Source organism: Burkholderia sp. Ac-20365 (assembly GCF_017104715.1).
Lineage (GTDB): Bacteria > Pseudomonadota > Gammaproteobacteria > Burkholderiales > Burkholderiaceae > Paraburkholderia.
Genome location: NZ_JAAGPI010000034.1, coordinates 19,198 through 45,884, shown reverse-complemented (window position 1 = coordinate 45,884; position 26,687 = coordinate 19,198). Strand labels below are relative to the sequence as shown.

The window sequence follows — 26,687 nt, the reverse complement described above, 5'->3', positions numbered from 1 at the left end:
CCTTCTGCCAATGTGTTTGGTCAGGCCCTGACGCGCAACAATTGCCGCGTAGTAGCCAAAGCGGTATCGAACGGCCGCGCATGGCGCACGATCTTGACCATGACGCTCGCGCCCAGCCACAGCTCGTAAAGACTTTGCGCGGTACCAAGCGGATCGCCGTCGATTTCGAGCGACCCTTCCCGCACACCAGTGTCGATCGCCGCCGCCAGCCGCGTGATGATGCCCGCCGTGCCGCGATCGAGCGACGCGCGCATCGATTCCGACATATCCGCGACCTCCGCGCCAAGCTTTACCGCGAGACACTTGCCCTGACAGTCGAAGAAGGACTGGGTTTCTTTCCAGATCTGCCAGTAGTTCATCAGCCGCTGCGCCATGTTGAGGCCCGGCTGCGCGAGCGTTTCGTCCAGATCGGCAAGGTAGTCCTCGAAATAGCGTTCGAGCATTGCCTCACCAAATCCGTCCTTCGAGCCGAAGTAGTGGTAGAACGACCCCTTTGGCACGCCGGCCGCCGTCAGGACTTCGTTCAGCCCCACGGCTGCAAAGCCTTTGGCGCCCATGATCTCCTGACCCACCGCAAGGATTTTCTCGCGGACGTCGACTGTTTCGGATGTGCTTGCGTTAACCATGGGCGCTACTGTAACACTGAGTAGACCAGTCGTCTAGTAAATATCCGGGCGAAAAAATGGGCGTCCACGGCTGCCAGGGTATGCAGAAAGCCGTGAACGCCCGAACTACTGCGAGAGAAAGCCTTTTGCGCGAAAACCGCGCTGATCCTTATTCGCCGATGAGACTGCGTTTGAGCGCGGCGTCCTGATCCAGCAGCTTCAGATAGGCCGCCTTCACCGATGCCTTGCCGTTGTCGGACGGCGCATTGCCGATCAGCGCAAAAATCTTCTGCTTCACGTAGTGACGCCAGATCACGGGCAAGCCGCTCAGGATATCGGTGAGCGCGCCGTATCGTTCGTCGTTCCAGACCTTTTCATACGACGCGCGTGCGTCGCCGAGATCGAACGGCTCGCGGATCGCGCCGACGGCCACGTTCTTGCGCAGCTTCGCGGTCGCATCCGTGTCGACCTGCAGGTCATCGTCGAGCACGACGCCATAGACGCGTTCGGCAACCTCGCGGCTCACGAAGCCGCCGCGTACATCGGTGGCGACCAGTTCGACGGGGCGGTCGTACGGCACGCCCCAGCCACCGCCGCCAGGACCGCGCACGGACAGCACGTCGCCCGGATTGCAGCCGACCACGTCCGTGTTGCCGAGATCGCGTTCGCCCGGCGTACCTGGATTGAGCAGGAATTGCGACGTGCCGCCCGCCTTGCCGCCCAGCACGCCCCACGAAGCGAAGCGGGTGCGGTTGCGGTTGCGCGCGGTGACGACGGAGCCGGGCGAGAACACCTGGAAGTCCATCACCATTGCCGTGCCGCCGCGATACTTGCCGGCGCCGCCCGAATCGGTGACGAGGCCGTAGCGCAAGATCTTGATGGGCACTTCCACTTCATTGATTTCGACGGGCGTGTTCTTGAGGAACGAACGGTTGCCGCCGCAACCTTCGACGCCGTCGTCTTCGGGTGAACCACCGCCGCCGCCACTGATCGGTCCGATCGACGCCATGATCGTGCGGCCATGCCGGTCCGCGGTCTTCACGTTGAGCAGCGACGCGCTGCCCGCCGGCGAGGCTGCGAGCCGTTCGGGCAACGCCTGCTGGAACGCGCCGAGCACGGCCAGCTGAACGACGCCGACGATCAGGCTGCGCATGCCGACCGCGGCGGGCGCGACTGCATTCATGATCGTGCCTTCGGGCAGGATCGCGCGCGCCACGCGCGCCGTCCCGTAGTTGAGCACGAGGTGCGGATTCAGCGTGGACAGCACGAGAATCAGCGCGGGCGTGACGAGCGCATGCCGCTCGTTGCCGCCTGTCGGCATGTTCAACGACGACGCGAGCTGCGGATCGCTGCCCGTGAAGTCCATCGTGAGGCCGTCGCCGCGCACGGTCAGTTTCACCGCGACGCGGCACGGGTTGCCGTTCGGGCCGTCTTCATCGGCGTAATCGGAGAACGAGTATTCGCCGTCAGGGATCGACTCGACGATCTGCCGCGCTTGCCGCTCCGCATAGTTGAGCAGCTCGCGCTGCGCTTCACGGAAGGTCTCGACGCCGAAGCGCGCGATGATCTCGTGCACGCGGCGCTCGCCGACATTCATCGCGGCGATCTGCGCTTTCAGGTCGCCCCAGTTCTGCTCCGGCACGCGCACGTTCGTCTGGATGATGCGCAGCACGTTTTCGTTGAAGCCGTTGCGCGTGCAGATCTTGAGCGGCGGCAGGCGCAAGCCTTCCTGCTGCACTTCCGTCAGCGCGCGTGACAGCGAGGCGGGCACTGCGCCGCCCACGTCCGTGTTGTGCACGTGGCCCGCAACGAAGCACACCAGTTCGCCTTCGTGAAAGACGGGCTTCCACATGTGCAGGTCGGGCGAATGCGTTGCGACGTAGCCGCTATAGGGATCGTTGGTGACGCAGATGTCGCCTTCTTCGTATGCGTCGATCATCCCGAACGCGGTGCCGTAATCGAGACCCGTGAACCAGGTCGCGCCCAGGCCCTTGGGCGAAGCGAAGGTCACGCCGTCGGGCGTGACGAGTTGCGCGGTGAAGTCCTCGGTTTCCTTCACGAAAGTGGAGTGGGCGGTACGCATCAGCGTGTGCGCCATCACTTCCGTCGCGGCGGCGCAATAGTCCGCCAGAATCTGAAGCGTCGTGTTATCGATTCGCATGTCTTGACTACCTTACGAATGTGATGTCGAGGTTGCCGAACGCATCGACGGTGACGTCGGTGCCCGACGGAATGAAGGTGGTCGTGTCGTCCTGCGCGACGACGGCGGGGCCTGCGAACGTGTGCCCGGCGAGCAGTCCTGCGCGCACGTAAAGCGGCACGCGCTGCTGCTTGCCTTCCGCCCAGATTTCGATCTCGCGGAACGACGGCGGCGTGCCGTCGTTTTCGCGGATGCGCTTCATCTCGGGGCGCGGCGTCTTGCCGCTCGCGACGAGCCGCAGGCTGACAAGCTGCACCGCCGCGTCCGGGTCCGAATGGCCGTACATCGCTTCGTGCGCGGCGTGGAAGGCGGCCTTGAGTTGCCCGGCGGTACCTTCACACGCGACTTCCTGCGTGAGCGCCACTTCAATTTCAAACGACTGCCCGCGATAACGCATGTCGGCAGAGAACTGCAGTTCAGCCTCGCCTTCGTAGCCCTGATCGTCGCGCAGCCACGCGGCGCCGCGCTCACGCAGGTCGGCAAAGCCGCTGCGCAACTCGGGCAGCACGCTGTCGTCGAGTTCGACGAACAGCATCTTGATGAAGTCGTTCTTGAAGTCGGCGAGCAGCCCGCCGAGCGCGCTCAGCACGCCAGGCGTGACGGGCACGACGGTGCGGCGCATGCCGAGTTCGCGTGCAAGCAGACAGCCCATCATCGGGCCCGCGCCGCCGAAGGGCAGCATCGACATCGTGCGCGGATCGATGCCGAACTTCGTCACCAGCGCGCTGACCTTGGCGAACATGCGCGCCACCGCGATGCGGATGATCGACTCGGCGGTCTCTTCGACCGATTTGTTCAGCTCGTGCGCCAGCGTGCCGATGGCCGCGCGAGCAGCCGCGACATCGACGGAAACGGCATTGAAGCCAAGCTGCTCCTGTCCGACGATGCCGCACACGGCGAACGCGTCGGTGATGGTCGGCAGCTTGCCGCCGCGGCCATAGCACGCCGGACCCGGCGTCGAGCCGGCGCTGTCGGGCCCGACCTTCAGCACGCCGAGCGAGTCGATCCACGCGATCGAGCCGCCGCCTTCGCCGATCGAGGTCACCGACACGGACGGAATATAGATCTGGTAATCGCCGATGTATTCGCCGATGCCATAGCGCGGCTTGCCATCGGTGATGATCGCGACGTCCGCGCTCGTTCCGCCGATATCAAGACTCATGCAGTCGTTCAGTCCGCACGATTGCGCCACGAACGCCGCGCCGATCACGCCCGATGCCGTGCCCGACAGAATCATCTGCACGGAGTCGCGCTTGCCTTGCTCGGCCGTCATGACGCCGCCATTGGACTTCGTGATGCGCGGCTCCGGCATCACGCCCGCTTCTTTCAACGCCGCCTGCAATGACGCGAGGTAATGCGCGACGCGCGGCTGGACGTATCCGTCGATCACAGCCGTCATGGTGCGCTCGTACTCGCGAATGATCGGCCACACTTCGGACGAACAGAACACCGGCAAGGTCGGCGCGATCTCGCGCACGATCTTCTTGACGGCCGTTTCGTGCATGCCGTTGCGGTACGAATGCAGGAACGCGATGACGATGCCTTCCGCGCCCGCCTTGATAGCGAGATTCACTGCACGTTTGATGTCGTCTTCGTCGGGGCTGACGTCGACCGAGCCATCGGCGAGCAGGCGCTCGCGAATGCCGAACACGCGCTCGCGCGGAATCAGCGGGGCAGGGCGGCGCGAGAGCAGATCGAACATGTTCGGCAGCTTCAGGCGGCCGAGTTCGAGCACATCGCAGAAGTCGGCCGTGGTGAAGAGCGCGAGGCGCAGGCCTTTCTTCTGGATCACGGTGTTGACGCCCACTGTCGTGCCGTGTGTGAAGTAGCTGATGTCTTCCGGTTTGATGCCGTAGCGCGCGGTCAACTGGGCGATGCCCGTCAGCACTTCGGCACCGGGCGAGTCCGGTCTGGAAAAGACCTTCAGTGCGCGCACTTCTTTGGTCTGTTCATCGAGGACGGCGAAATCCGTAAACGATCCGCCGATATCTACGCCGATTCTGTGAGCCATTTTTCTGTCCGTAATGTGTTCATCGATAGAGAGCGAAAGGTGGATGAACGCCCGTCAGTCCTGAATGCCGATTCGTGCGCGCAATGCGAGCCACCATCCGTACGACGATGGCCACCGCTTCCAGTCCGGATCGACGCCAAGCGCCTGCGCCGCGTGCAGCGCCCAATGCGGATCGATCAGCGCTTCGCGGCCGATCGCGATCAGATCGGCTTTCTCTTCGGCGAGAATCTGTTCGGCTTGCGGCCCATCGAGAATGACGCCGACAGCCATGGTCGGCACGCTCGTGGTCTTGCGGATCTGCTCGGCATACGGCACCTGATGACCGCGCGTGAGCCGCTGGCGTTTTTTCGCGTAGTCCATCAACGAGTTTTCAGCGCGGATGCCACCCGACGAGCAGTCGATCAGATCGACGCCGCGTTTGTGCAACTCGGTGGCCAGCACGCAACTGTCTTCGATCGTCCAGCCGTCGCTGCGCGAGTCGACGTCCGGACGCCAGTCGACGCACGACAGCCGGAAAAAGATCGGCTTGTGCGCGGGCCAGTTGGCGCGCAGCGCACTGGCGATTTCGAGCGCGAAACGCATGCGGCCGTCGCGGTCGCCGCCGTATTCGTCGTCACGTCGATTGGCGATCGGCGAGAGGAACGAGTGAATCAGATAACCGTGCGCCGCGTGGACATCGAGCACGTCGAAGCCGGCCTGATCAGCGCGGCGCGCACCCGCTGCATAGCGGTCGACGAGCTGGCGGATTTCATCCTTCGTCAGCGCACGCGGCTGATGCCAGCCTTCAACCGAGCGGCCATCCGACGAACTCACCGGCTGCCACGGCACTTCGCCGCGTGCGGCTTCGGCGTCGCCGAGCGGCCCGAGTCCTTCCCATGGCCGCTGACGCGCCGATTTTGGACCCGCGTGATGCAATTGCGCGGCGGCAAGCGAGCCGGCCTCGTGAAGAAAGCCAGTGAGACGCGACAGCGCAGGCACCTGCGCGTCCGACCAGATACCGAGATCGCCGTAGGTGTTGCGGCCCACTTCATCGACGATAAGCCCTTCCGTCATCACGGTGCCGGCACCGCCGACCGCGAATTTCGCAAGATGCTGGAAATGCCAGTCGGTCAGAATGCCGTCGGGCTTCGACTTGTACATCTGCATCGGCGCGATCACGATGCGGTTCGGAAACGTCACGCCACGCAGCGTGAACGGGGTGAAGAGCCTGGCTGCGGGTTGCGATTCGAGCATGGCGGGATTGGCATTCATGCCTGTACTCCTGATTGGTGATTCGCGACGCGCGTGGCGCGCCGCTGTCCTGTTCGATTACGCGGCGACGGTGTCGGCGAGCGTGGGAAGTTCGGGAAACTGGCGCGTCAGTGCGATGTACGCTGCGTTCACGTCGCCCGCGCCGCCATCCGGTCCCGCGACCTGCTTGCCGATTGCTGCGAACAGCTTGTGCTTGACGAAATAGCGCCACGAGATGGGTGCCTTCGCGAGAATCTGCGTCAGCGCCTGATAGCGCGCCGTGGTCCAGACCTGCTCGAACGCCGTGCGGCCTGGTCCGTGCGCGTAGTGGCCGCCAACGGGTTTGGCTCGCATTGCATCGCGCAGCGCAGTCGTCGCTTTTTCATCGACGATATAGTCCTTGTCGACCGAAACGCCGTAGCCTTCTTTCGCCTGTTCGCGCGACACCAGCCCACGGCGGACGTCCGCCACGACCGCCGCGACGGGGCGCTCGTATGCGTGTCCATAGCCGCCCGCGCCGGGGCCTTCGACGAGAATGACGTCGCCCGGTTCGCACATCACGATGTCCGCGTTGCCGAGTTCAACCGGGTTCGCGGAATCCGGGTTCTTGACGAAGCGCGACGTGCGGCCGGGCGCGCCGCCGAGAATGCCCCACGCGGAAATAATGGTCCGGTCGCGGTTGCGCGCCGTCACCATGCTGTTCGGCGCAAACAACTGGAACTCCATGAAGGTCGCGCTGCCGCCGCGCAAACGCCCGGGTCCGCCGGAGTCCGGAACGAGGCCGTACTTGCGGATATAAATGGGCACTTCGGCTTCGTTGATTTCGACGGGCGTGTTCTTGAGGAACGACATGTTGGCGCCGCTGCCTTCCGCGCCGTCTTCGGCAGGACCGCCGCCCGCGCCGCCGCCTACCGGACCGATCGACGCCATCACCATTCGGCCGTCGTGGGTCGTGGTCTTCACGTTGAGGATCGACACGCCGCTGCCGGGCGATGCAGGCAGACGGTCCGGCAAGGCCTGCGTGAACGCGCCGATGATGGCAGTCTGCGTGACGTTGCACAGCAGGCTGCGCATGCCGACAGCGGCGGGATACACGGCATTCACGACGGAACCGGCAGGCAGGATCGCCCGCAATGCGCGCACCGAACCCGAGTTCAGTTCGATGTTCGGCTTCAGCGCGTACAGCACGTAGATGAAACCGACTGCGATCAGCGCATGCCGCTCGTTGCCGCCCGTCGGCATGTTCAGCGACGACGCGAGTTGCGGGTCCGTACCGGTGAAATCGAGTTCGACGGAATCGCCGCGCACGCGTGCCGTGAGGCAGATGCGCGCAGGAAAGCCGTTGGTGGAATCTTCGTCGGCGTAGTCGGCGAACGAATAGTCGCCGTCGGGAATCGAGCGGATGATGTCGCGCGCCTGCTGGTCCGCGTAGTTCAGCAGTTCTTCGATCCCTTCCACGAACTGCTCGCGGCCCATGCGCTCGATGATCTCGAGCACCTTCGCTTCACCCGTGTTCACGCACGCCAGTTGCGCATTCAGGTCACCGCGGTTCTGGTCCGGCACGCGCACGTTGATGCGCATGATGTCGAGCACTTCCTGGTTCAGCACGCCGTCGCGCATCAGGAGAACTGGCGGAATGCGCAGGCCTTCCTGCTGCACTTCCGTCAGCGTGCGCGACAGCGTCGCGGGCACGGCGCCGCCGACATCGGTGTTGTGCACGTGGCATCCGACGAAGCACACCAGCTGGCCTTCGCTGAACACCGGCTTCCAGATGTGGATGTCGGGCGAATGCGTCGCGACGTAGCCGCTATACGGGTCGTTCGTCATGTAGACGTCGCCTTCCCGATAGTCGTTCGTCATCGCGATCACGGCGCTGTAGTCGAGACCCGTGTACCAGGTCGCGCCCATCGTCTTCGGCGACGCGAACGTCAGCCCTTCTTTGGTGAGCAGCTGGCACGAGAAGTCCTCCGTCTCTTTCACGAAGGTCGAATACGCCGTTCTCATCAGCGTATAGCCCATGCTCTCCGCCGCTGCCTTGCAGTGGTTGGCGAGGACCTGAAGCACTGCCTTGTCGATAGTCATCGCGTGTTCTCCAGAACGATGCGCAGGTTGCTGAATTCATCCACGTTGACGCGGAAGCCGGGAGGAACGACAGTCGTGCAGTCGTCCTGTGCGATCACGGCGGGGCCGTCGAAGTGATGGCCCGGTTCGAGCAATGCACGTCGATACAGGCCGATTTCGCGAATCTCGCCATCCAGGTGGCAGGTGACGGTGCCAACGGCGTTCGGCGTCGCGACGTTCAGTGCGCGGCGCGGGAATTGAGGCTTGTCCGTCTTGCCGATCGCCACGAGACGCAACGTGATGACCTGCACGGCGGCGCTGTCGTCCGCGTGTCCGTACATGCGTCGGTGGGCGGCATGGAAGGCCGCTGCAAGCGCATCGGCATCGCAATGTTCCACGAGCGACGGATCGAGTTCAGTGTCGATCTCGAACGATTGCCCGCGATAACGCATCTCCGCCGAGAACACGAATGTCGGCTTGCCGTTGTAACCCTGATCGGTCTTCAACCAGTGCAGCGCTTCTTCGCGCAGCTTCCTGAATTCGGCTGCGAGGTTCTGCGAGAGTTCGGGCCGGAGATCGGCGTAGACCGTCTTGATGAAATCGTTCTTCAGGTCGGCAATCAGTCCGCCCAGTGCGCTCAGCACGCCCGGCGTCGGCGGCACGAGCGTTTCGGGCATCTTGAGTTCGCGCGCGAGGAAACAGGCCATCATCGGGCCCGCGCCGCCGAATGCCAGCAGCGCATATTCCGTCACGTCGATACCGAAGCGCGACACGAGCGCGCTGACATCGGCATACATGCCGGAGATCGCGATCTTGATGATCGCTTCCGCCGTTTCTTCGATCGATCGGCCGAGCTGGCTGGCGAGTTCGCCCACGGCGTCGCGTGCCTTCGCGCGATCGACATTGACAGCGTTGTAGCCGAGTTGCGAGTGGCCGACCAGCCCGCATGCGACGAACGCGTCGGTGATGGTCGCTTTGGTGCCGCCCATGCCGTAGCAGGCGGGGCCGGGGCGCGAGCCTGCGCTATCCGGGCCGACTTTCAGCACGCCATATTCGTCGATCCATGCAATCGAGCCGCCGCCTTCGCCGATGGACGTCACCGACACCGACGGAATATGAATATTGAAGTCGCCGATCTTTTCGCCGACACCATACTGCGGCTGACCGTTTTCGATGAGCGCGACGTCAGCGCTGGTGCCACCGATATCCAGGCTCATGCAGTGCGCGATATTGCTGGTTTCTGCAACGTAGCTCGCGCCGATCACACCGGACGCGGTGCCGGACAGGATCATCTGCACGCAGTCGCGCTTGCCCTGTTCGGCGGTCATGATGCCGCCGTTGGTTTTCGTCAGATGCGCCTCGGCGGACACGCCGGCTTCCTTCAGCGCGTATTGCAACGCTTCGAGATAGTGCGCGACACGCGGCTGCACATAGCCGCCCACCACAGCAGTGATGGTGCGTTCGTATTCGCGAATGATCGGCCACGTCTCGCTGGAGCGGAACACGGGGAATCCGGGACGCGCTTTCTCCAGAAATGCCTTGGCCTGAATTTCGTGCTCGGGATTCGTGTACGAATGCAGGAACGAAATCACGATGCCCTGCGCACCCGAAGCGACGGCCCGACGCAGCGCTTGTGCAAGCGCTTCTTCGTCGAGCGGTGTAAGTTCGTTGCCTCGCGCATCGATCCGGCCGGGGATGCCAAACACCATGTCCCGTTCGATCAGCGGTGCGGGGCGTTTGGACAGCAGGTTGTACATGTCCGGGATCTTCAGGCGGGCGAGTTCGAGCACGTCGCAGAAGTGCTCGTTCGTGAACAGCGCGAGCCGCAGGCCTTTGCGCTGGATCACGGTGTTGATGCCGACCGTCGTGCCGTGCGTGAAGTACGCAATGTCCTTTGGCTCGATGCCGTATCGCTCGCCCAGCGCCGAGATGCCGGCGAGCACTTCCGCACCTGGCTGATCCGGCCGCGAAAAGACCTTGAGGCTCTTGATCTCCTTGGTGTCTTCGTCCAGAACAGCGAAGTCGGTAAACGACCCTCCAATGTCGACGCCAACTCTATAAGACATAGAATTTCTCCGAAATGAAATCGATGCAGTTCGCGGGCGGCGCGGCACGTCGTGCGTGATCCGCCCGGCAAACCGAAGTGCTTAGGGCAGGGTGCCTAGCGGCCGACCTGTTTGTTCCATTGATCCACCCAACTCGACTGGTACTGCGGAAAGTCCTTGAAGGGCGGGAAAATGAGCTTGTCGATCTGCGTGATCTGCGGCTTGACGTCAGCCGGATACACGACGTTCTGATTCGTCACGCCATAGCGCGTCGCTGCTGCGAAACACGCTTGCGGTCCGGGGCTCATCGCAAGATTGATGAAGTCCCATGCGAGATCGGAGCCGCCCTTGACCTTTTGCAGGAACGTCATCGAAATCGTCGCGCCCGGTGACGGCGTGTAGTAGTTGAATTCCTTGTTGCCGCCATTGATGAACGCCCATGCGCGTCCGTCCCAGTACATCGCAATGTCGACATCGCCCGACTTCAGCGCGTTCAGCACCTGATTGGGATCGGTCCACATGTCGAGATGGCCGCTGGCCACCATCTGCTTGATCTGGTCGAGCGCGGGCTGGATGTTCTGCAGGTTGCCGCCATACAGCGACGAGTACATCCATAGCGTCGAGATACCGCCGCCGAAGTAGTTGATGCTCGGCATCGATGCATGCCATTTGCCCGCAATCGTTCCCTGAACGAACGACTTCCAGTCGGTAGGCGGATTCGGCACGGTCTTGCGGTTGTACAGCGCACCCATCGCGCCGTAATCGAACACGGCGCCATAGCCATCGACAGGATCGACGAAACGGGCGGGAATTTCCTTGATACGCGGAACGTGACCCGCGTCGAGCTTCATCACGAGCCCGCGCTTGGTTGCATCGATTGCGTTGTCGGCCGGCGTCGCGATGACGTCGATGGGCGGCTTGGACGGATTCGCGCCGATCTGGTTGAGCCACTGCGCCGGCGTGCCGAGCACGACGTCGACGTGTTTGCCCGTCTGCTGCTCATAAGGCTTGATCACGCATTGACGAAAGCTCTGTTCCCACAATCCGCCGAATGCGGCAACGACGAGGTCGCCCGCGTGGGCTGCAAGGGGAGAAAGGAGGAGCAGAGCGGGTGTCACCGTCGATACGAATCGCTTGATGGTCTTCATGGCAATTTGTATTCCTGAATGGTCGGAGTTTTGATGTCTGGAACCGTTGCATGGTGCCGTTGTCTCCAGATGCAATTTAGTATTCACTATAGTAAATTTCGATGCAACGAAAAATTACGTGCAACGTCGCAGAAACCTTCTCCGTATCGCTATACGATGCCTATTTCTAGATATTTTCAGCGTGTCATCAGGGTGTACCCTGGAGCAATTTTGGTTGCTTGCTTTCTGTTGAATATGTTGAATATAGTAAATGAATGGCAGGCGGCGTTTCATGCGATTCGCCGGAAGCGATCCCCGACTCTTGACCAGGAAAATCAGGTACATGGAACTTCGGAACGCGATCTTCGCGAGTGACTTTTCAGAAACACCTTATTGGTGGCGGGATTTCAGTCCACCCGAAGACGTACCGGACGTGCTGCCGGGCGAAACGGAAGTGCTGGTTGTCGGCTCGGGATACGCAGGCGTGAGTTGCGCACTGACGCTGGCGAAACACGGTATCGACGTTCTGGTGCTCGATGCGCAACGGCTCGGCAGCGGCGCCAGTACGCGTTCGGGTGGGCAGATCACGGGCGGCGTCAACGTCGGCAAGAATCCGACGGGTAAAAGCTCGTTCGAAATGGACGAAGCCCATGCGCGCCGCAGGGAAGCGATGTTGCGCGAGTGTGCCGAGGGCATGCGTTACGTCGAACAACTCATCGACGAGCACGGCATTGCGTGCGAGTACAAACGCACGGGCCGCGTGACGGGCTTCTGGGTTCCTTCGCATCGCGACAAATGGGCGGATTCGATCGACGATCTGAACCGCTTCACGGATGCGGGCGCAAAGCTGCTGACGCGCAGCGAAATCAGCGATGAAGTGGCCACCGACAGTTACTACGGCGGCGTGCTGATCGAGCGTGCAGGACATCTTCAACCGGCGCTCTACTATCGCGGCGTGCTGGGTGCTGCCCGAGCGAACGGTGCAAAAGTATTCGGCATGACGGCTGTTCAGTCGGTTGAACGCAGCGGCGCGGCGTTCGTCGTGAAGACGGCACGCGGCAACGTGCGCGCAAAGCATGTGGTGCTAGCGACCAACGGTTATCCGTCGTCGATCATCGGCGATCTTCGTCGTCGCGTCGTGCCCGTGACGAGTCACATCATTGCGACCGAACCGTTACCCGAAGCGTTGCGCAACACATTGATTCAGCGTGATCGCGCGGTCGTGGAGACGCGCCGGGTGACCTGCTATTACCGCATGTCGCCCGATGGCACACGGCTCGTCTACGGAGGGCGCGCGCGTTTCGTGCATACCGACGCACGTACGACGGCCCAGTTGCTGCATCGGCAGATGTTGCGCAGGTTTCCGCAGCTCGCGGACACCAAGGTGTCGCATAGCTGGGAAGGCAACGTCGCGATGACGTTCGATTTTCTGCCGCATGTCGGCGAATACGAAGGTATGCACTACGCGATGGGCTGCAACGGTAGCGGCGTGGTCATGATGACCCACCTCGGGAACCTGATCGCGCAAAAAATCATTCACGGTCGGGATGCACCGCAATCCGCGTACGACACGGCGCAAATGCCCACGCATCCGTTGTATTACGGCAAGCCGTGGTTCATGTCGGCGCTTGGCAGCTGGTATCAGTTCCGCGACGCGCTCGATCGTCAGCAAGCGGAAAAAATGGAGGAAGTTTGATGAGAAACTCGGTTTCCGTGAGGCTACGCGGCGTCAGCAAATCGTTCGGCGCGGTGCAGGCGCTCAAGCCACTGAACATCGATGTGAAACCCGGCGAACTGTTATCGCTGCTCGGGCCATCGGGATGTGGGAAGACCACGACGCTGCGCATGATCGCCGGCTTCGACGTGCCCGACGTTGGCAGCGTCTGGTTCGGCAATGACGACGTCACCCTGGTGCCGCCCAATCGTCGCTCGATCGGGATGGTGTTTCAAAACTACGGACTGTTCCCGCACATGACGATCGGCGAGAACGTTGCATATGGACTGAAGATGCGCGGCGTGAGCCGCGCCGAGCAGCGGCAGCGCGTGGGAGAAATGCTCGAAACGGTTCGTCTCGGTGGATTTGAAAACCGCCGGATTCATCAGCTTTCCGGCGGACAACAGCAGCGTGTCGCGCTGGCTCGCGCGCTTATCACCAACCCGTCTGTGTTGCTGCTCGACGAGCCGCTCGGCGCGCTCGACAAGAACCTGCGCGAGCGGATGCAATTCGAACTGCGAGAAATACAACGGCGCTTCCAGATCACGTCGATCATGGTGACGCACGATCAGGAAGAAGCGTTGACGATGAGCGACCGCATCGCTGTGATGTCAGAAGGGCAGGTGCTGCAGGTCGGCACGCCGACGGAGATTTACGCGTCGCCGAAATCGCAGTTCGTTTCGGAGTTTCTCGGCGCGGCCAATATCTTCTCGGGCACCGTGAAGCGGTCGGCAAACGCGCCGGCCATGGAATTCGATTTCGCGCCCGCATTCGACGGCCCCATTCCTACCGATGCGGAAGCGGGCGCCGGACAGCCGATCAGAATCGCCGTGCGGCCGGAGAAGATGAAGATTGTCGGCAGAGAGCAGGGTTTGCCCGCGACGGTGCTCGACATCGTATTCCGTGGCAACTACTTCGCCTATGAACTCGCGCTCGAAGGCGTTAGCAGCCGCACGGCGCTTGTTTATAGCCAGGAGCCGTTGCCCGTTGATCGTAGCGCGCCAGTCGGCCTCAACTGGCTGCCGGAATCCGCGATGATTCTCGCCTGAAAGGATAGGAACATGAACTTCGATGTTCAGACGACAGCGGCCGCCGTACCGGTGGCGCGCAAACGGCCGTCGCGGTCCTACACCGTTGCGCAGCGATGGTGGGCGTTGCCCGCACTCGCGTTTCTCGCCGTGTTCTTCCTCATTCCGCTGCTCGAGAATGTGGTGCGCAGCGTGACGGGCGGCGCGGCCGCGACATCCGGCCATTTCGTGTACTACCGGCAACTGTTCACCGACCCGTACTATCTGGGCATTCTCGGTGTGACATTGAAGGTCAGTTGCGTAACGACCTTTTTCTGCCTGATAGTCGGCTATCCGATTGCCTACTTCATGTGCCGCCACGCCGGCCGCGCGAGCGGTGCGATCGTCTTCTGTCTTGTCGCGCCGCTGCTCACGTCCATCATCATGCGAACGTTCGGCTGGAACGTCCTGCTCGCAAGAAAAGGGCTGCTGAATGTTGCGCTGATGAAGTTCGGACTGATCGAGCGTGCCGTGGACATTCTCAACAGTCCCGTGTCGGTGTACCTCGGTCTCGTGCACGTGATGTTGCCGTTCATGGTGCTATCGATCTCGTCGATATTGCAATCCGTCGACCTGCGTCTGGAAGATTCAGCACGTTCACTCGGTGCAGGACGCTTGCGGGCGTTTCTGAGCGTCACGTTGCCGCTCAGTTTCGACGGCATTCTGACGGGATGCATTCTCGTATTCGTGATCACGAACGGCAGCTTCCTCACGATGCTGCTGCTGGGCGGCGGCAAGGTGACAACGATTGCGCTGCTGATCTATCAACAGTTCAACGTCACACAGGACGTTGCGTTTGCCGCCGCGATGGGCAATGTGTTGTTGCTCGTCGCGCTGATCGGACTTGTCTTGCAGGCCCGTCTTGTTCGAAAGAGGAATGCCAAATCATGAGCGCTGAACTGTTTCAAGGCGATGGCCGCGCACGTCGTGCGCCGCTGAACCTGTCCCGCTATCTGCTGGCTGGCTTCACTGTGATTGTGATGCTGTTTCTGCTGGCGCCCATCGTCTCGGTCGTAGTCGTGTCGTTTTCCGAGTCGTCGTTCATCATGTTCCCCATCGAGCGTTTTTCGTTCGACTGGTACACGCGCATGATCGAATACAAGCCCTTTATGGACTCGCTGCTGGTCAGTATCGAAGTGGCGCTGGGTTCATCGTTAATGGCGGCGCTGCTGGGCATTCCCGCCGCGATGGTCGTCGCGCGATCGACTCATCCGGTTGCGTCGCTCGTCGCGGACCTGCTGCTCGCGCCCATTTCCATACCGGCGATCATGCTGGGACTGTCGCTGCTGTACTTCCTGTCGTCGATCTCGCTGGGGATTTCGATGGGCGCGCTGCTGATTGCGCACACGGTCGTTTCGATACCGTACATGGTGCGCACGGTGCTGGCGGTGTATCGCAGCATTTCGCCGAATCTCGAGGAAGCCTCGGCGATTCTGGGCGCCACGCGTCTGCAGACACTTCGACACACGATATTGCCGCTGATCCGCCCTGGCATATTCGCGGGAGGCCTGTTCGCCTTTCTGATTTCGCTCGACAACCTGCCGCTGTCGTTTTTCTTCGGCACGGCGAGTACGAATACGCTGCCCGTCGTGATGCTGAGTTACATGCAGAACCAGTTCGATCCGTCGATTGCCGCGATCAGCACGGTGCAGATGCTGATGGCCGTGGTGATTCTGGGTGTCGTGGAGATGACTTACGGGATCAAGAGGCTGACGGTGGCCTGAGCGTTCGCTGCGTCTGACGCGTTGCTTCCCGTCGTGCATGCTTCGGCATGCATGACGGGATGTTTCCGCTAGATATGCTGTCCGCCCGACACCGCACCGATGATCCACAACACCTTGCACGGCGTGTCGCCAGGATTCGACACCGTGTGCGCGAGCGACCCGTCGAACAGAAAACTGTCGCCTTCTTCGAGCATGAACTTCTCGTCGCCGACCGTGAGGATCATCTCGCCTTCCAGCATCAGCCCTGCCTTTTCCGCGGGATAACGGAACGGTTCGCTGCCCGAAGCACCTTGTGGCGGGATGCTGAGAATCATCATCTGCATGCCGACGGACGAGCGCGGCGTCAGCAATTCCTTGCGCATGTACCCGAAATCCAGCTGCGGACGCTGATCCTGCTTGCAGATAAACGACGACGTGCCGACGGAAGGCACGATGCGGACGACGGGTGCGGGCTGGGGAGGCGCGTCGGTGAACAACGCGCCGGCCGCAGCGCCCAGCGCATGACGGATCTGGGTCATGACGCGCAACGATGGGTTCGCGAGGTTCCGTTCGATCCGGCTCAGCATGCCCGTGGACACGCCTGAGCGCTCCGAAAGCTCCTTCAGCGAAAGCCCTTTCTCCTGCCTTAGCCGTTTGACCGCGGGGCCGATTTTAGGAATGGTGGGACCGCGCGTTCCAGCCGACTGTTCGGCATCGTGGGCGATGCGAGATTCTCGAGGCATGAGTGCTTGGAAAGAGAAAAGGCAGGGAGCGAATTTCACGCTGTTCACTATTATAAACACGCCCCGCCGGCTTTTTTGCCGCTGCGCGGCGAATAAAACCGGCGCCGTCAGACTCCCGCTACAGCGTTGCACTGCATGCCTTTGCGCGTGTTCTACGTGTCTTTCTACTGGAAAACCCCGGGCAGACCACTTATTGACATCGTCAATATGGCCGCCTAAATTTAATAACGATACATACATATCGTATAGCGATACATCAGCATTAACCCGACAGGAGCGATCATGGCTGAGACTTTCAGGGTGGGCGTAGACATTGGGGGCACGTTTACCGATGTCGTTGCACAAGATGAACGCGGGCGAATCCAGTTCTTCAAGACACCGACGACGCGCGAAGACGAGAGCATCGCGGTCGTTGAAGCGATCGGACAGCTTGCGGCGAGCTACGGCATCGAACCGGCGTCCGTGGTCCGCTTTGCGCACGGTACGACCGTCGCGACGAATGCCGTGCTGGAGCGGCGCGGCGCGCGCATCGGCATCGTCACGACGCGCGGCTTTCGCGATGTGCTCGAAATCGGCCGTCAGATGCGCCGCGACATGTACCGCGCGGTGCTGAAACCGGAGACGCCGTCATTTCTCGCGAGCGGAGAGTTCCGTCTGGAAGTGGGCGAGCGCATCGCGCACGACGGCACCGTCCTCGAAGCGATGCAGGATGCCGACCTGCTCGAAGCCGTCGGCAAGCTCGTGGACGCGGGTGTCGACGCCATCGCAATCTGCTTCCTGTTTTCCTTTGTCAATCCGGCGCACGAGCTGCGAGCTCGCGAGCTGATCGAGCAAGCGTGGCCTGATCTGTCGGTGGCGCTGTCTCACGAAGTCGATCCATCGTTCCGCGAGTACGAGCGCACCGTGGTGACGGCGTTCGACGCGTACGTGAAGCCTGTTATCGACGGCTATCTGCGTCGGCTGGACGATGGCTTGCGCCGCGAGGGCGTCGGTGCGCCGCTTCAGGTGATCCAGTCGCGCGGCGGCCTGATGGCATCGACGGTGGCGCGCGAGCGTCCTGTGCGCCTGTTTCTGTCTGGCCCTGCTGCGGGCGTGATCGGCGCGCAACGGGTCGGTGACAGCGCTGGCATCCGCAATCTGATTACCGTCGACGTGGGCGGCACGAGCAGCGACATCGCGCTTATCAGCGAAGGCGAAGCGCTGATCCGCTCCGAAGGCTACGTCGACGGTTATACGGTTCGCGTGCCGATGGTCGATGTCAATTCGATCGGCTCGGGCGGCGGCTCGATTGCATGGATCGATGCAGGCGGCGGTTTGCGGGTCGGTCCGCGCTCGGCAGGTTCGCAGCCCGGGCCGGCCTGTTATGGCAGAGGCGGCACGTTCCCCACTGTCACGGACGCATCCGTCGTGCTCGGATACATCGATCCCGCCTATTTCGCGGGCGGCGCGTTGACGCTGGAACCGGACCGCGCGCGCGAAGCCATCTACACGCACATCGCGCGCCCGATGGGTGTGAGCGTCGAACACGCGGCGCTGGGGATTCATCGCGTGGTCAATGCGCAAATGGCCGAAGGCATCCGGCTCGTGTCGGTGAAGCAGGGCGTCGATCCGCGTGGCTTCAGCCTGCTGCCGCTCGGCGGCGGAGGCGGCATGCACGTGACCTCGCTGGCTGCCGATCTCGGCATGTCGCGCGTACTCGTGCCGCGCTATCCGGGTGTGCTCGCCGCGTACGGGCTGCTGTCGGCTCCCGTCGAGCATGAGGCGTCGTCGGCGTTTGGTCAGGATATCGACCGGACCTCGATCGCTGCGGTCAACGCCGCGCTCGACGTGCTGGATGCCCGATGCGATGCATTGATGGCCAGCGAGGCAATCGGCAGCGAAGCCTTGCAGCGCCGCTATTTCGCCGACGTCTGTTTCGTCGGCCAGTCGTACACGCTGGAAGTGTCGTTCGACCGCGCGCACGGCGCGCCGCTCGAAGCCCTGGTCGAGGCGTTTTACGCGCAACACCATCGCGTATATGGACATTGCACGGCGGGACGCGTGCGCATCGTCAATCTGCGTTCGGTGCATCGCGTGCCGGCCCCGCGTGTGCCCGATACGGCTTATGCACCCACGCGCGACGGCGAGCCGAAAACATCCACGCGTCCGATCGTGATCTCGCCGGAAAGCGGCCCGGTCGATGCGCGCGTGTTACGCCGCGAATCGTTGCCCGTTGGTTTCACCTTCGAAGGTCCCGCCATTGTCGAGCAGGCCGACACCACGACGCTCGTTCATCCGGGCTGGCACGGTGAAGTCGACGCCGCGGGCAATCTCTTGCTGAACCGTCGCTGATAACGCCTGGAGAATCCATGATGAACGCCAACTCCGTTTCCATCGATCCCATCACGCTCGAAGTGATGCGCCACAAGCTCGACGGGATCGCAAACGAAATGGAACTGACGCTGTTGCGCAGTTCCTTCTCGCCCATCGTCAAGGAAGGTCTGGATGCATCGGCCAGCCTGTTCACGCCGCAAGGCGAAACCCTGGCGCAAGCATGCTCGGTACCGATTCACCTCGCGACCTTGATCCCGATCGTCGCAGCCATCCTCGCCTGCTATCCGCTCGATTCCATGCGCGATGGGGATGTCTACATCATGAACGACCCGTATCTGGGCGGCACGCATCTGCCGGACATTGCGCTCGTCGCGCCCGTGTTCGGGCTCGCGGGCAAGCCGATCGCGCTCGCTGCCACGATGGCGCACCATCAGGACGTGGGCGGCATGACACCCGGCTCGATTCCCACCAACGCAACGGAAATCTTCCAGGAAGGGCTGCGCATTCCGCCGCTCAAGCTGTACGACGCGGGCCATCTCAACGAAACGCTCGACGCGATGATGCGCCTGAACGTGCGCATTCCCGATACCTTGATGGGCGATATCGCGGCGCAGATTGCAGGGTGCAAGATCGGCATCCGGCGGCTGCAGGAAGTGGAGTCTGTGTTTGGCGAAGCAGCGTTGTCGGCGATGTTCGCCGAACTGCTCGATCACTCCGAACGCATGACGCTCGAAGCATTGCGCGCGGTGCCCGCCGGGCGTTACACGTACACCGGCTGGCTCGACAACGACGGCATCGACCTCGACGAGCCGGTGAAGATTCAGGTGGCCGTTGAAGTCTCCGATGGACGTTTCCATGTCGACTTCACGGGCACGGCTGCGCAGGTGCGTGGCCCGTTCAACTGCGTGCCGTCCGGTTCGCAGGCGGCTGCGTATTTCGCCGTGCGGGTGCTGACCGATTCGACCATTCCCACCAACGGCGGCTGCTTTCGTCCCGTGACGCTGACCTTGCCGGAACGCTCGCTCGTCAATCCTGAGGCGCCCGCGCCCGTGTGTTCACGCACGTCCACGATCAAGCGCATTACGGCCTGCCTGCTCGCGGCATTCAAGGAAGTGTTGCCCGACAAGGTCGGCGCCGATTCCGCCAGCACCTTGACGGCCATCGCGTTCGGCGGCGTGGACGACGATGGGCGGCGTTTCGTGGTGGGCGAACTGATCGCGGGCGGCAACGGCGCGAGCCGCGATGGCGACGGCGTCGACGTGATCGAAACCGATGCGTCGAACTGCATGAACTATCCCGCCGAGGCCATCGAGATGAACGCGCCGCTGCGCGTGCGGCAAGTTGCATTGCGCACCGGCTCGGGTGGCGACGGCCGCTATCGCGGCGGCCTGGGTCTCGTCAAGGAGTTCGAAGTCCTTTGCGACCATCTGACCGTCACGCATCGCGGTGAAGGTCATCGGCATGCCGCGCAGGGCGCATCGGGCGGAGAGCCGGGCCTTTGCGCGCAGAGCGCAATCATTCGCCGTTCGGGCGAGACCGAGCCGATCAACTCGAAGATCGTCACGACGATGCGGCGCGGCGACAGGCTGATCGTCGGGACAGCGGGCGGCGGCGGCTGGGGCGATCCTGTTGCGCGTGACGAAGCGGCGCGCGCGGGCGATCGCGCGGCTGGCAAGGTGTAGCGCCGCTTGCCATGCGTTGAGTGAATGATCCCGGCTTCGCTTCATGTATGCCGTGGCCGGGATTTGCGAAGCAGTAGTGTCCGAACGGGTGAGAGGTTTCCAGTGAATACATCTACGCTAGAACGGGTGCGCGCCGACGCGCACTCCGCATCGTCCGCGGTACCGGCAAACGATCGCGCCGGCGCGCGACGCGCGGTTGCCGCAGCGGCGATCGGCAACGTGCTCGAGTGGTACGACTTCGCCGTCTACGGCTTTCTCGCGACGATCATCGCGCACAAATTTTTCCCGGCGAAAGACGACTTCACGTCGATGCTCGCGACCTTCGCGGTGTTCGGCGCGGGTTTCGTCATGCGGCCATTGGGCGGCATCGTGCTCGGCAGATTCGCCGACACGCGAGGCCGCAAAGCCGCGCTGCTGGTCACGATGTTCATGATGGCAGGCAGCACGGTTGCAATCGGGCTGGTGCCGACGTACGCATCGATTGGCATTGCCGCGCCGCTGCTGGTGATGAGCGCGCGGCTGCTGCAAGGCTTTTCCGCGGGCGGCGAGTGGGGCGGCGCGACGGCGTTTATCGTCGAGTGGGCGCCTAACGGAAAGCGTGGCCTGTTCGGCAGCTTCCAGCAGAGCAGCGTGGCGCTGGGCATGCTGCTCGGCTCGGGCGTCAGTGCGCTCTGTAGTACGGCGCTAGGCCCCGATGCGATGGACAGCTGGGGCTGGCGCGTGCCATTTCTGCTCGGCTGTCTGCTCGGTCCGGTGGGCATGTACATGCGCCGCAATATCGCCGAAGCGCCTACGTTTTCGGAAGCAGTGGTGAAGTCGGAATCGCTGAGCGTACCGGCGGGGTTGCGGCTTGCGTTCAGGGCCTTCGGCTTTGCAATACTGTGGAACGTGTCCTACTACATCATGCTGGCCTATATGCCGACCTTCTTTCAGAAGTTCGTCGGCCTGGACCATGCAAGCGCGTTGTGGTCGAACACAGCAGGTTTGCTCGTGCTCGTGGTGGCGGTGCCGTTGATGGGCAGGTTGTCCGATCGTATCGGCCGCAAGCCGCTGCTGCTTGCCTCGTGCATCGCGTTTATCGTGCTGCCGTACATCCTGCTGAGCTGGGTGCTCGCGAGCCGGCATATCGGGGTGATACTCACGGCGCAGATTGTGTTTGCCGCTTCGATCGCGTTGTTCTCGGGGCCGGGGCCGGCCGCCATCGCCGAGATGTTTCCGACGCGTTCGCGCTCGACGTGGATGTCGATCGGCTACAGTCTCGCCGCCGTGCTGTTCGGCGGGTTCGCGCCGTTCGTATCGACGATGCTGATCGGCATCACGCACTCTCCGTTATCGCCCACTGTGTACCTCGCGCTGTCGTCCGTCGTGTCGATTGTGTTCGTCCTCACGATGCGCGAGACGGCGCACGACGATCTACGCTGATAATCCAATCCGGGGAGAACGAGATGGTTGCGCGAGCGGCATCTGAAGAAAATCGCGTCATCGTGCTGGGTGCGGGCATTGTCGGCTTGTGTGTTGCCTATAGCCTTGCGAAAGCGGGCCTCGACGTGACGGTGATCGATCCGCAGCCGCCTGCCAGCCAGTGTTCGGCAGGCAACGCGGGCGCGATCTCGTCGCGCGCAGTGGCGCCGCTGGCGATGCCCGGACTGCTGAAAAGCGTCCCGGGCATGTTGCTCGATCCGACCGGGCCGTTGTATATCCCGCGCAGCTATATCCTGAGCGTCGCGCCCTGGCTATTCAGGTTCATCGCGGCTTCCAGACCGGAACGCGTGAACCAGATCGCTCAAGGCCTCAATGCGCTGCACGAAGACGCCGTGGCGCTTCATCAGCAGCTTGCGCAAGAAGTGGGGTGTCGCGAGCGCATCCGCACGAACGGCCAGTTGCATCTTTATCCCGACCGGCAAGCGCTCGACAAGGATCGGCGCAGCTGGGCGCTGAAGGCGTCGTATGGCCTCGTGATCGAGGAAGTCGACCGGGCCGGCATACTCGCACTCGAGCCTCATATCGGCGATGCGTACAACGTCGGTCTCTTTCTGCCGGATCAGGCGTGGGTATCGGAGCCGAGACAATACGCGCTCTGTATCGCGGAAGCGGCTCGTGCGCGCGGCGTGCAGTTCATTCAGGCGGCAGCGGAACATATCGGCCGGCAAGGGCTCGACTGGCGCATCGATTGCGCAGGCACGTCGTTGACGGCGCGTCATATCGTGCTGGCGGCGGGCGCCTGGTCCGGTCGGCTGCTTGGCGCGCTTGGCGTGAAAGTACCGCTCGAGAGCCAGCGTGGTTATCATGTGCAACTGCATGGAGACGACGCACCGATCAGCCGTCAGGTGGTGCTCGCAGACCGCAAGGTGTTCGTGTCTCCGCTCGAAAGCGGTTTGAGAATAGCCGGCACGGTGGAATTCGGCGGCTTCTCGCGGCCGCCCAGCGAAAAGCGGGCGCAATTGCTGCTGGAGCACGCGCAAGCGGGGATTCCCGCGCTGCGACGTCCTGCGCAAGCCGACACATGGATGGGGCATCGTCCGTGCTTGCCGGACTCGTTGCCCGTGATCGGCGCTGTGCCGTCGTTGCGCGGCATGTGGTGCGCGTTCGGGCACGGCCATCTTGGCGTGACAGGGTCGGCACGCACAGGGCAATGGCTCGCGGAAGCAATCAGAGGTGACATGCACCACGACAGACTGAAGCCCTACGAAGTCGCGCGCTTCGCGTGATCGACCAGGCATTGCTGAGTAAGGGAAATGCGACTGACACAGGGCGGCACTTTATAACCTCTTCTCATGAACAATCCAGAAGAATCGACACTCTTCATCCAGTCGTTCGCTACGGGCCTGTCCGTGCTCGGCGCGTTCAACATCGAGCATTCGTCGATGAGCCTGCCGGAGATCGCCACGGCGGCGGGCATATCGAAGAGCGCCGCGCAGCGCTTTGCCTTTACGCTCGAAGCGCTGGGTCTGTTGCGCAAAGACCCCGTGAGCAAGCGTTATTCGTTGTCGCCGCGCACACTTGAACTCGGCTATCGCTATCTGCAGTCGCATGCGTTGCTCGAACGGGCCAACCCTTATCTGCTCGAACTCAATCGGGAAGTGGCGGAGACGGTGAATCTCTCGGAGCCGGATGGCGATCAGATGGTGTATATCGGCCGCTTTCCGAATCCCGCGCGCGCGATTGTGTTTATGCCCGTGGGGCGCGCATTGCCGATGTTCTGCACGTCGTCTGGCCGTGCGTATCTGTCGGGACTGAGCGATGCCGAAGCGCGCGACATTATTCAAAGCTCGGAGCGTCTGCAATATACGCCGCAGACGGTGACGGACGTGGATCAGCTGATGAGCATGGTTGCCGAGGTGCGCGAGACGGGCTTCGCGTGCAGCGAGCAGGAATACTACCGTGGCGATCTTGCGTTCGCTGCGCCGTTGTTCGGGGCGTCGGGCAAGCCTATCGGCGCGCTCAATATTTCTGTGTCAGTCGCGCACTGGACGAAGGAGCGCGCAATCGCGGAACTCGTGCCGCGCCTGCTGGAAACCGCGCGCCTGATCTCGACCACACCGCCGAGCCGGCATGCACTGGAGCCGTTTCATATCGGTTACGGCAAGGCGAATCGATAGCATCGGGCGGATCGGGTCGCGAGTGTCGGGTTCATCCGAGCACGTCCATCGCGCGATACCACATCACGGCCGCAGCAAAGTACAGACGCTGCAAACCGTGAAAAGGAATGGGGCGAATCGGGCTTAATGGAAACCTGAGCGGCCGGTGTCCCATCAGATGGCCCGCGAGTTCCTGACCTAACGCCGTCGCCATCGCGATGCCGCGACCGTTGTAACCGAGGGCAATCGTGAGTCCCGGCGCGGGCATGTGCAGATGGGGAATGCCATCGCGCGTGACGGCGACGCGCCCCGCCCATCGATGCCCGATGCGAACGCCTTCAGCCTGCGGAAACAGCCGCACCAGCGAGCGTTCCAGATGCGCCCACGACCGTGCGGAATCGGGATCGGAGAACGGTCCCCGTCCGCCGAGCAGCAAGCGGCCCGCCGCGTCTTTGCGGAAGTAGAGCAGCAGTCGCCGCGAATCGGACGCGACTTCGCCGCCGCCCAGAACCGTTGCGCCGATGGAGGGCGGCAACGGCTCGGTCGCCAGCATGAAACTGTTGGCTGCGATCACCGTCTGCTTCAACCCTGGCCACAGCCCGTCCGTATAACCGTTGGTCGCGATCAGCACGTCGTCGGCATCGATTGTGTGACCGGCTGCCGTAGTGAGCCGCCAACTCCGGCCCGCGCGCGCGAGACTGCCGACCTTCGACTGCCCATGCACGGATACGCCCTGTTGCGTCGCCGCGTTCAGCAAGCCACGCAGATACTTCAGCGGATGCACGCTGCCCGCGCGCCGGTCGATCCATCCGCCCTGATAGCCGGCACAGCCCGTGCGCGCCGCGACTGCGGCACGGTCGAGCATGTCGACGGACGCGCCGCGCGCTTGCCATTGCGCGACGCGTCGCCGCTGTGTTTCCAGCATCGCGGCCGAATGCGCCGGCTGAATCCATCCGGCTCTGACGGCGTCGCAGTCGATCTGATAGCGGGCGATCAGATCGAACACGACGTCCGCCGTGCCGCTGGCGAGTTCGATGAGCGGCAGGGCCGATTCGCGGCCCAACGCGCGCAGGAGGTCGTCGGGATCGTGCTTGAGGCCGGGAATGACCTGGCCGCCGTTACGCCCCGATGCGCCCCAGCCGGGCTCAGCGGCGTCGAGCACGCAGACATCGCATCCGCGTTCGGCCAGATGCAACGCCGTCGACAGGCCAGTGATGCCCGCGCCGATAATCGCGACGTCGGCCCGGCGCGACGCCGCGAGAGGAGGCGTCGGCACGGCCGGCGGCGCGGTGGCGGACCAGATCGAAGAAAACGACATGACGTCAGTGCCGCAAGCTACTGGCCTGCCGTGCGAAACACGCGGCACTGGCTGCGGTTTTCGGGCACGAAGACCTGATCGCCGGGCAACGTCTTGACGAGCGAATACAGATCCCACGGTCCTTTGGATTCTTCCGGCGACTTGACGCGGAAATAATAGTAGTCATGCACCATCCGGCCGTCCGCTCTCAGGCGCGCATTGCGCACGACGTCGTCGACGATCGGCAGTTCGCGCATCTTCCGTGTGACGATGACGGGATCATCCGATTTCGCTGCCGCCACGGCCTTCAAATAGTGATAGACCGACGAGTAAACGCCGGCATGCGTGAGCGAAGGCGGCCCCTTCTTGTAAATCTCCATGAACCGCTTGCTGAAGCGGCGCGTGCCGTCGTCGAGATCCCAGTAGAAGCTCTCGGGGAACTGCAGGCCTTTCGCCTGCGACAGTCCCACGCCCTTGATCTCGTAGATCGTGGGGAAGAATGCCGCTTCCTGCTTTTTCGCGCCCAGTTGAAACTCGCTAGCCGTCTTGATCGAATTGGCGGCATCGGCGCCCGAATTGGCGAACGCGACGATATCGGCGGTCGATTGCTGCGCCGAGATGATTTGCGAAGACATGTCGCTGCTGTTCAACGGATGCTTCGACTCGCCAACGGTATGCGCGCCGATCGCGTCGAGCTGTTTGCGTGCTTCCGATACAGCCGCCGCCCCATACGCATAGTCCACTGCGATGAAGTACCACTTCTGATTCGGCTTCGCGATACCTTTGACGGCGGCTGTCGTCTGTGAATAGGTGTCCCACATCCACTGCACCGCGTAATCGGGCTGGCAATCTTCATTGGTGATGCGATTGGGCCCGCCGACAAACAACGCCACTTTCTTTTTCTGCACCGCGAGGTTTTCCATGCCGAGCGCGACGGCGGAATTCACCATGTCGGCATACGCGTCGACGTGATCGACGTCGGCCCATTCGCGCGCCTTTGCCAGCGCGATATCGGTCTTGTTCTGATGATCGAGCGTCAGCAGTTCGATCTTCATGCCCTTGCATTCTTTGGCAAGGCAGTCGTCAATCGCCATCTTTGCTGCGACCACGGAACCTTGACCGGATAGCGCTGAAAACGCGCCGCTCATGTCCGTCAACAGTCCGATCTTGACGACGCCGTCCGAGATTTCGGCGTGTACGGGTGAAGCCCCGATCATGCTGATTGCCGTGAATGCAGAAAAGCATAGAAAACGGCGGTATGGTCTGGTCATTGTCGTTCTCCTCAAAGGCGTTGAATGGGCGTGCTGGATT

At 62.5% G+C, this 26,687-nt stretch carries 19 protein-coding genes; 9 read left to right on the top strand and 10 right to left on the bottom strand.

Features of this window, described 5'->3' with window-relative positions:
• Positions 1 to 20: 20 nt before the first annotated feature.
• The 7 genes from G3O01_RS35780 to G3O01_RS35750 form a co-directional block, all read right to left on the bottom strand.
• Positions 21 to 626 (bottom strand): TetR/AcrR family transcriptional regulator, encoded by a 606-nt coding sequence (locus tag G3O01_RS35780; RefSeq protein WP_205811728.1) that lies wholly within the window; start codon positions 624 to 626, stop codon positions 21 to 23.
• Between the two features lie 148 nt (positions 627 to 774).
• Entirely contained in the window at positions 775 to 2,766 is a 1,992-nt protein-coding gene (locus tag G3O01_RS35775) for a hydantoinase B/oxoprolinase family protein (protein ID WP_205811727.1), read from the bottom strand.
• A gap of 7 nt (positions 2,767 to 2,773) precedes the next feature.
• Positions 2,774 to 4,816, bottom strand: coding sequence for a hydantoinase/oxoprolinase family protein (locus tag G3O01_RS35770; protein ID WP_205811726.1), 2,043 nt, complete (start codon positions 4,814 to 4,816; stop codon positions 2,774 to 2,776).
• 54 nt (positions 4,817 to 4,870) lie between these two features.
• Positions 4,871 to 6,067 carry an NADH:flavin oxidoreductase/NADH oxidase gene (locus G3O01_RS35765; protein ID WP_241024563.1) on the bottom strand — a complete coding sequence of 399 codons (1,197 nt, stop codon included), beginning with the start codon at positions 6,065 to 6,067 and terminating at the stop codon, positions 4,871 to 4,873.
• Positions 6,068 to 6,124: 57 nt separating this feature from the next.
• Positions 6,125 to 8,128, bottom strand: a complete 2,004-nt coding sequence (locus G3O01_RS35760) for a hydantoinase B/oxoprolinase family protein (RefSeq protein ID WP_205811725.1) — start codon at positions 8,126 to 8,128, stop codon at positions 6,125 to 6,127.
• Positions 8,125 to 10,173, bottom strand: a complete 2,049-nt coding sequence (locus G3O01_RS35755) for a hydantoinase/oxoprolinase family protein (protein ID WP_205811724.1) — start codon at positions 10,171 to 10,173, stop codon at positions 8,125 to 8,127. The genes G3O01_RS35760 and G3O01_RS35755 overlap by 4 nt, the downstream gene beginning before the upstream one ends.
• A 95-nt stretch (positions 10,174 to 10,268) precedes the next feature.
• Positions 10,269 to 11,300 (bottom strand): extracellular solute-binding protein, encoded by a 1,032-nt coding sequence (locus G3O01_RS35750; protein ID WP_205811723.1) that lies wholly within the window; start codon positions 11,298 to 11,300, stop codon positions 10,269 to 10,271.
• Between the two features lie 322 nt (positions 11,301 to 11,622).
• Here G3O01_RS35750 and G3O01_RS35745 point away from each other — a divergent pair, with 322 nt between their 5' ends.
• From G3O01_RS35745 to G3O01_RS35730, 4 genes are read left to right on the top strand one after another with little or no spacing between them, the layout of a single operon-like run.
• The gene (locus tag G3O01_RS35745) at positions 11,623 to 12,975 is read left to right on the top strand and encodes an FAD-dependent oxidoreductase (RefSeq protein ID WP_205811722.1); all 1,353 of its coding nucleotides are present in this window, start codon (positions 11,623 to 11,625) and stop codon (positions 12,973 to 12,975) included.
• On the top strand, positions 12,975 to 14,042 hold the full coding sequence (locus G3O01_RS35740; RefSeq protein WP_205811721.1) for an ABC transporter ATP-binding protein: 1,068 nt from the start codon (positions 12,975 to 12,977) through the stop codon (positions 14,040 to 14,042). Before G3O01_RS35745 ends, G3O01_RS35740 begins: the two co-directional genes overlap by 1 nt.
• 12 nt (positions 14,043 to 14,054) lie before the next feature.
• Positions 14,055 to 14,951 (top strand): ABC transporter permease, encoded by an 897-nt coding sequence (locus tag G3O01_RS35735; protein ID WP_205811720.1) that lies wholly within the window; start codon positions 14,055 to 14,057, stop codon positions 14,949 to 14,951.
• Positions 14,948 to 15,784 carry an ABC transporter permease gene (locus G3O01_RS35730; protein ID WP_205811719.1) on the top strand — a complete coding sequence of 279 codons (837 nt, stop codon included), beginning with the start codon at positions 14,948 to 14,950 and terminating at the stop codon, positions 15,782 to 15,784. The genes G3O01_RS35735 and G3O01_RS35730 overlap by 4 nt, the downstream gene beginning before the upstream one ends.
• A 68-nt stretch (positions 15,785 to 15,852) precedes the next feature.
• Here G3O01_RS35730 and G3O01_RS35725 read toward each other — a convergent pair whose 3' ends face one another.
• On the bottom strand, positions 15,853 to 16,506 hold the full coding sequence (locus G3O01_RS35725; protein WP_205811718.1) for a cupin domain-containing protein: 654 nt from the start codon (positions 16,504 to 16,506) through the stop codon (positions 15,853 to 15,855).
• A 282-nt stretch (positions 16,507 to 16,788) separates the two neighbouring features.
• Here G3O01_RS35725 and G3O01_RS35720 point away from each other — a divergent pair, with 282 nt between their 5' ends.
• The 5 genes from G3O01_RS35720 (at position 16,789) to G3O01_RS35700 (ending at position 24,100) form a co-directional block, all read left to right on the top strand.
• A complete protein-coding gene (locus G3O01_RS35720; RefSeq protein ID WP_205811717.1) occupies positions 16,789 to 18,837 on the top strand; it encodes a hydantoinase/oxoprolinase family protein in 2,049 nt (682 codons plus the stop codon).
• A 17-nt stretch (positions 18,838 to 18,854) separates the two neighbouring features.
• A complete protein-coding gene (locus G3O01_RS35715) occupies positions 18,855 to 20,501 on the top strand; it encodes a hydantoinase B/oxoprolinase family protein (protein ID WP_205811716.1) in 1,647 nt (548 codons plus the stop codon).
• A 102-nt stretch (positions 20,502 to 20,603) separates the two neighbouring features.
• A complete protein-coding gene (locus G3O01_RS35710) occupies positions 20,604 to 21,923 on the top strand; it encodes an MFS transporter (RefSeq protein WP_346779247.1) in 1,320 nt (439 codons plus the stop codon).
• Positions 21,924 to 21,946: 23 nt separating this feature from the next.
• Entirely contained in the window at positions 21,947 to 23,209 is a 1,263-nt protein-coding gene (locus G3O01_RS35705; protein ID WP_205811714.1) for an FAD-dependent oxidoreductase, read from the top strand.
• 66 nt (positions 23,210 to 23,275) lie between these two features.
• Positions 23,276 to 24,100, top strand: coding sequence for an IclR family transcriptional regulator (locus G3O01_RS35700; protein WP_205811713.1), 825 nt, complete (start codon positions 23,276 to 23,278; stop codon positions 24,098 to 24,100).
• A gap of 31 nt (positions 24,101 to 24,131) precedes the next feature.
• Here the strand turns inward: G3O01_RS35700 and G3O01_RS35695 are convergent, their stop codons facing one another.
• On the bottom strand, positions 24,132 to 25,397 hold the full coding sequence (locus G3O01_RS35695) for an FAD-binding oxidoreductase (RefSeq protein ID WP_205811712.1): 1,266 nt from the start codon (positions 25,395 to 25,397) through the stop codon (positions 24,132 to 24,134).
• Positions 25,398 to 25,414: 17 nt separating this feature from the next.
• Positions 25,415 to 26,647, bottom strand: a complete 1,233-nt coding sequence (locus G3O01_RS35690) for an ABC transporter substrate-binding protein (protein WP_205811711.1) — start codon at positions 26,645 to 26,647, stop codon at positions 25,415 to 25,417.
• Between the last annotated feature and the right edge of the window lie 40 nt (positions 26,648 to 26,687).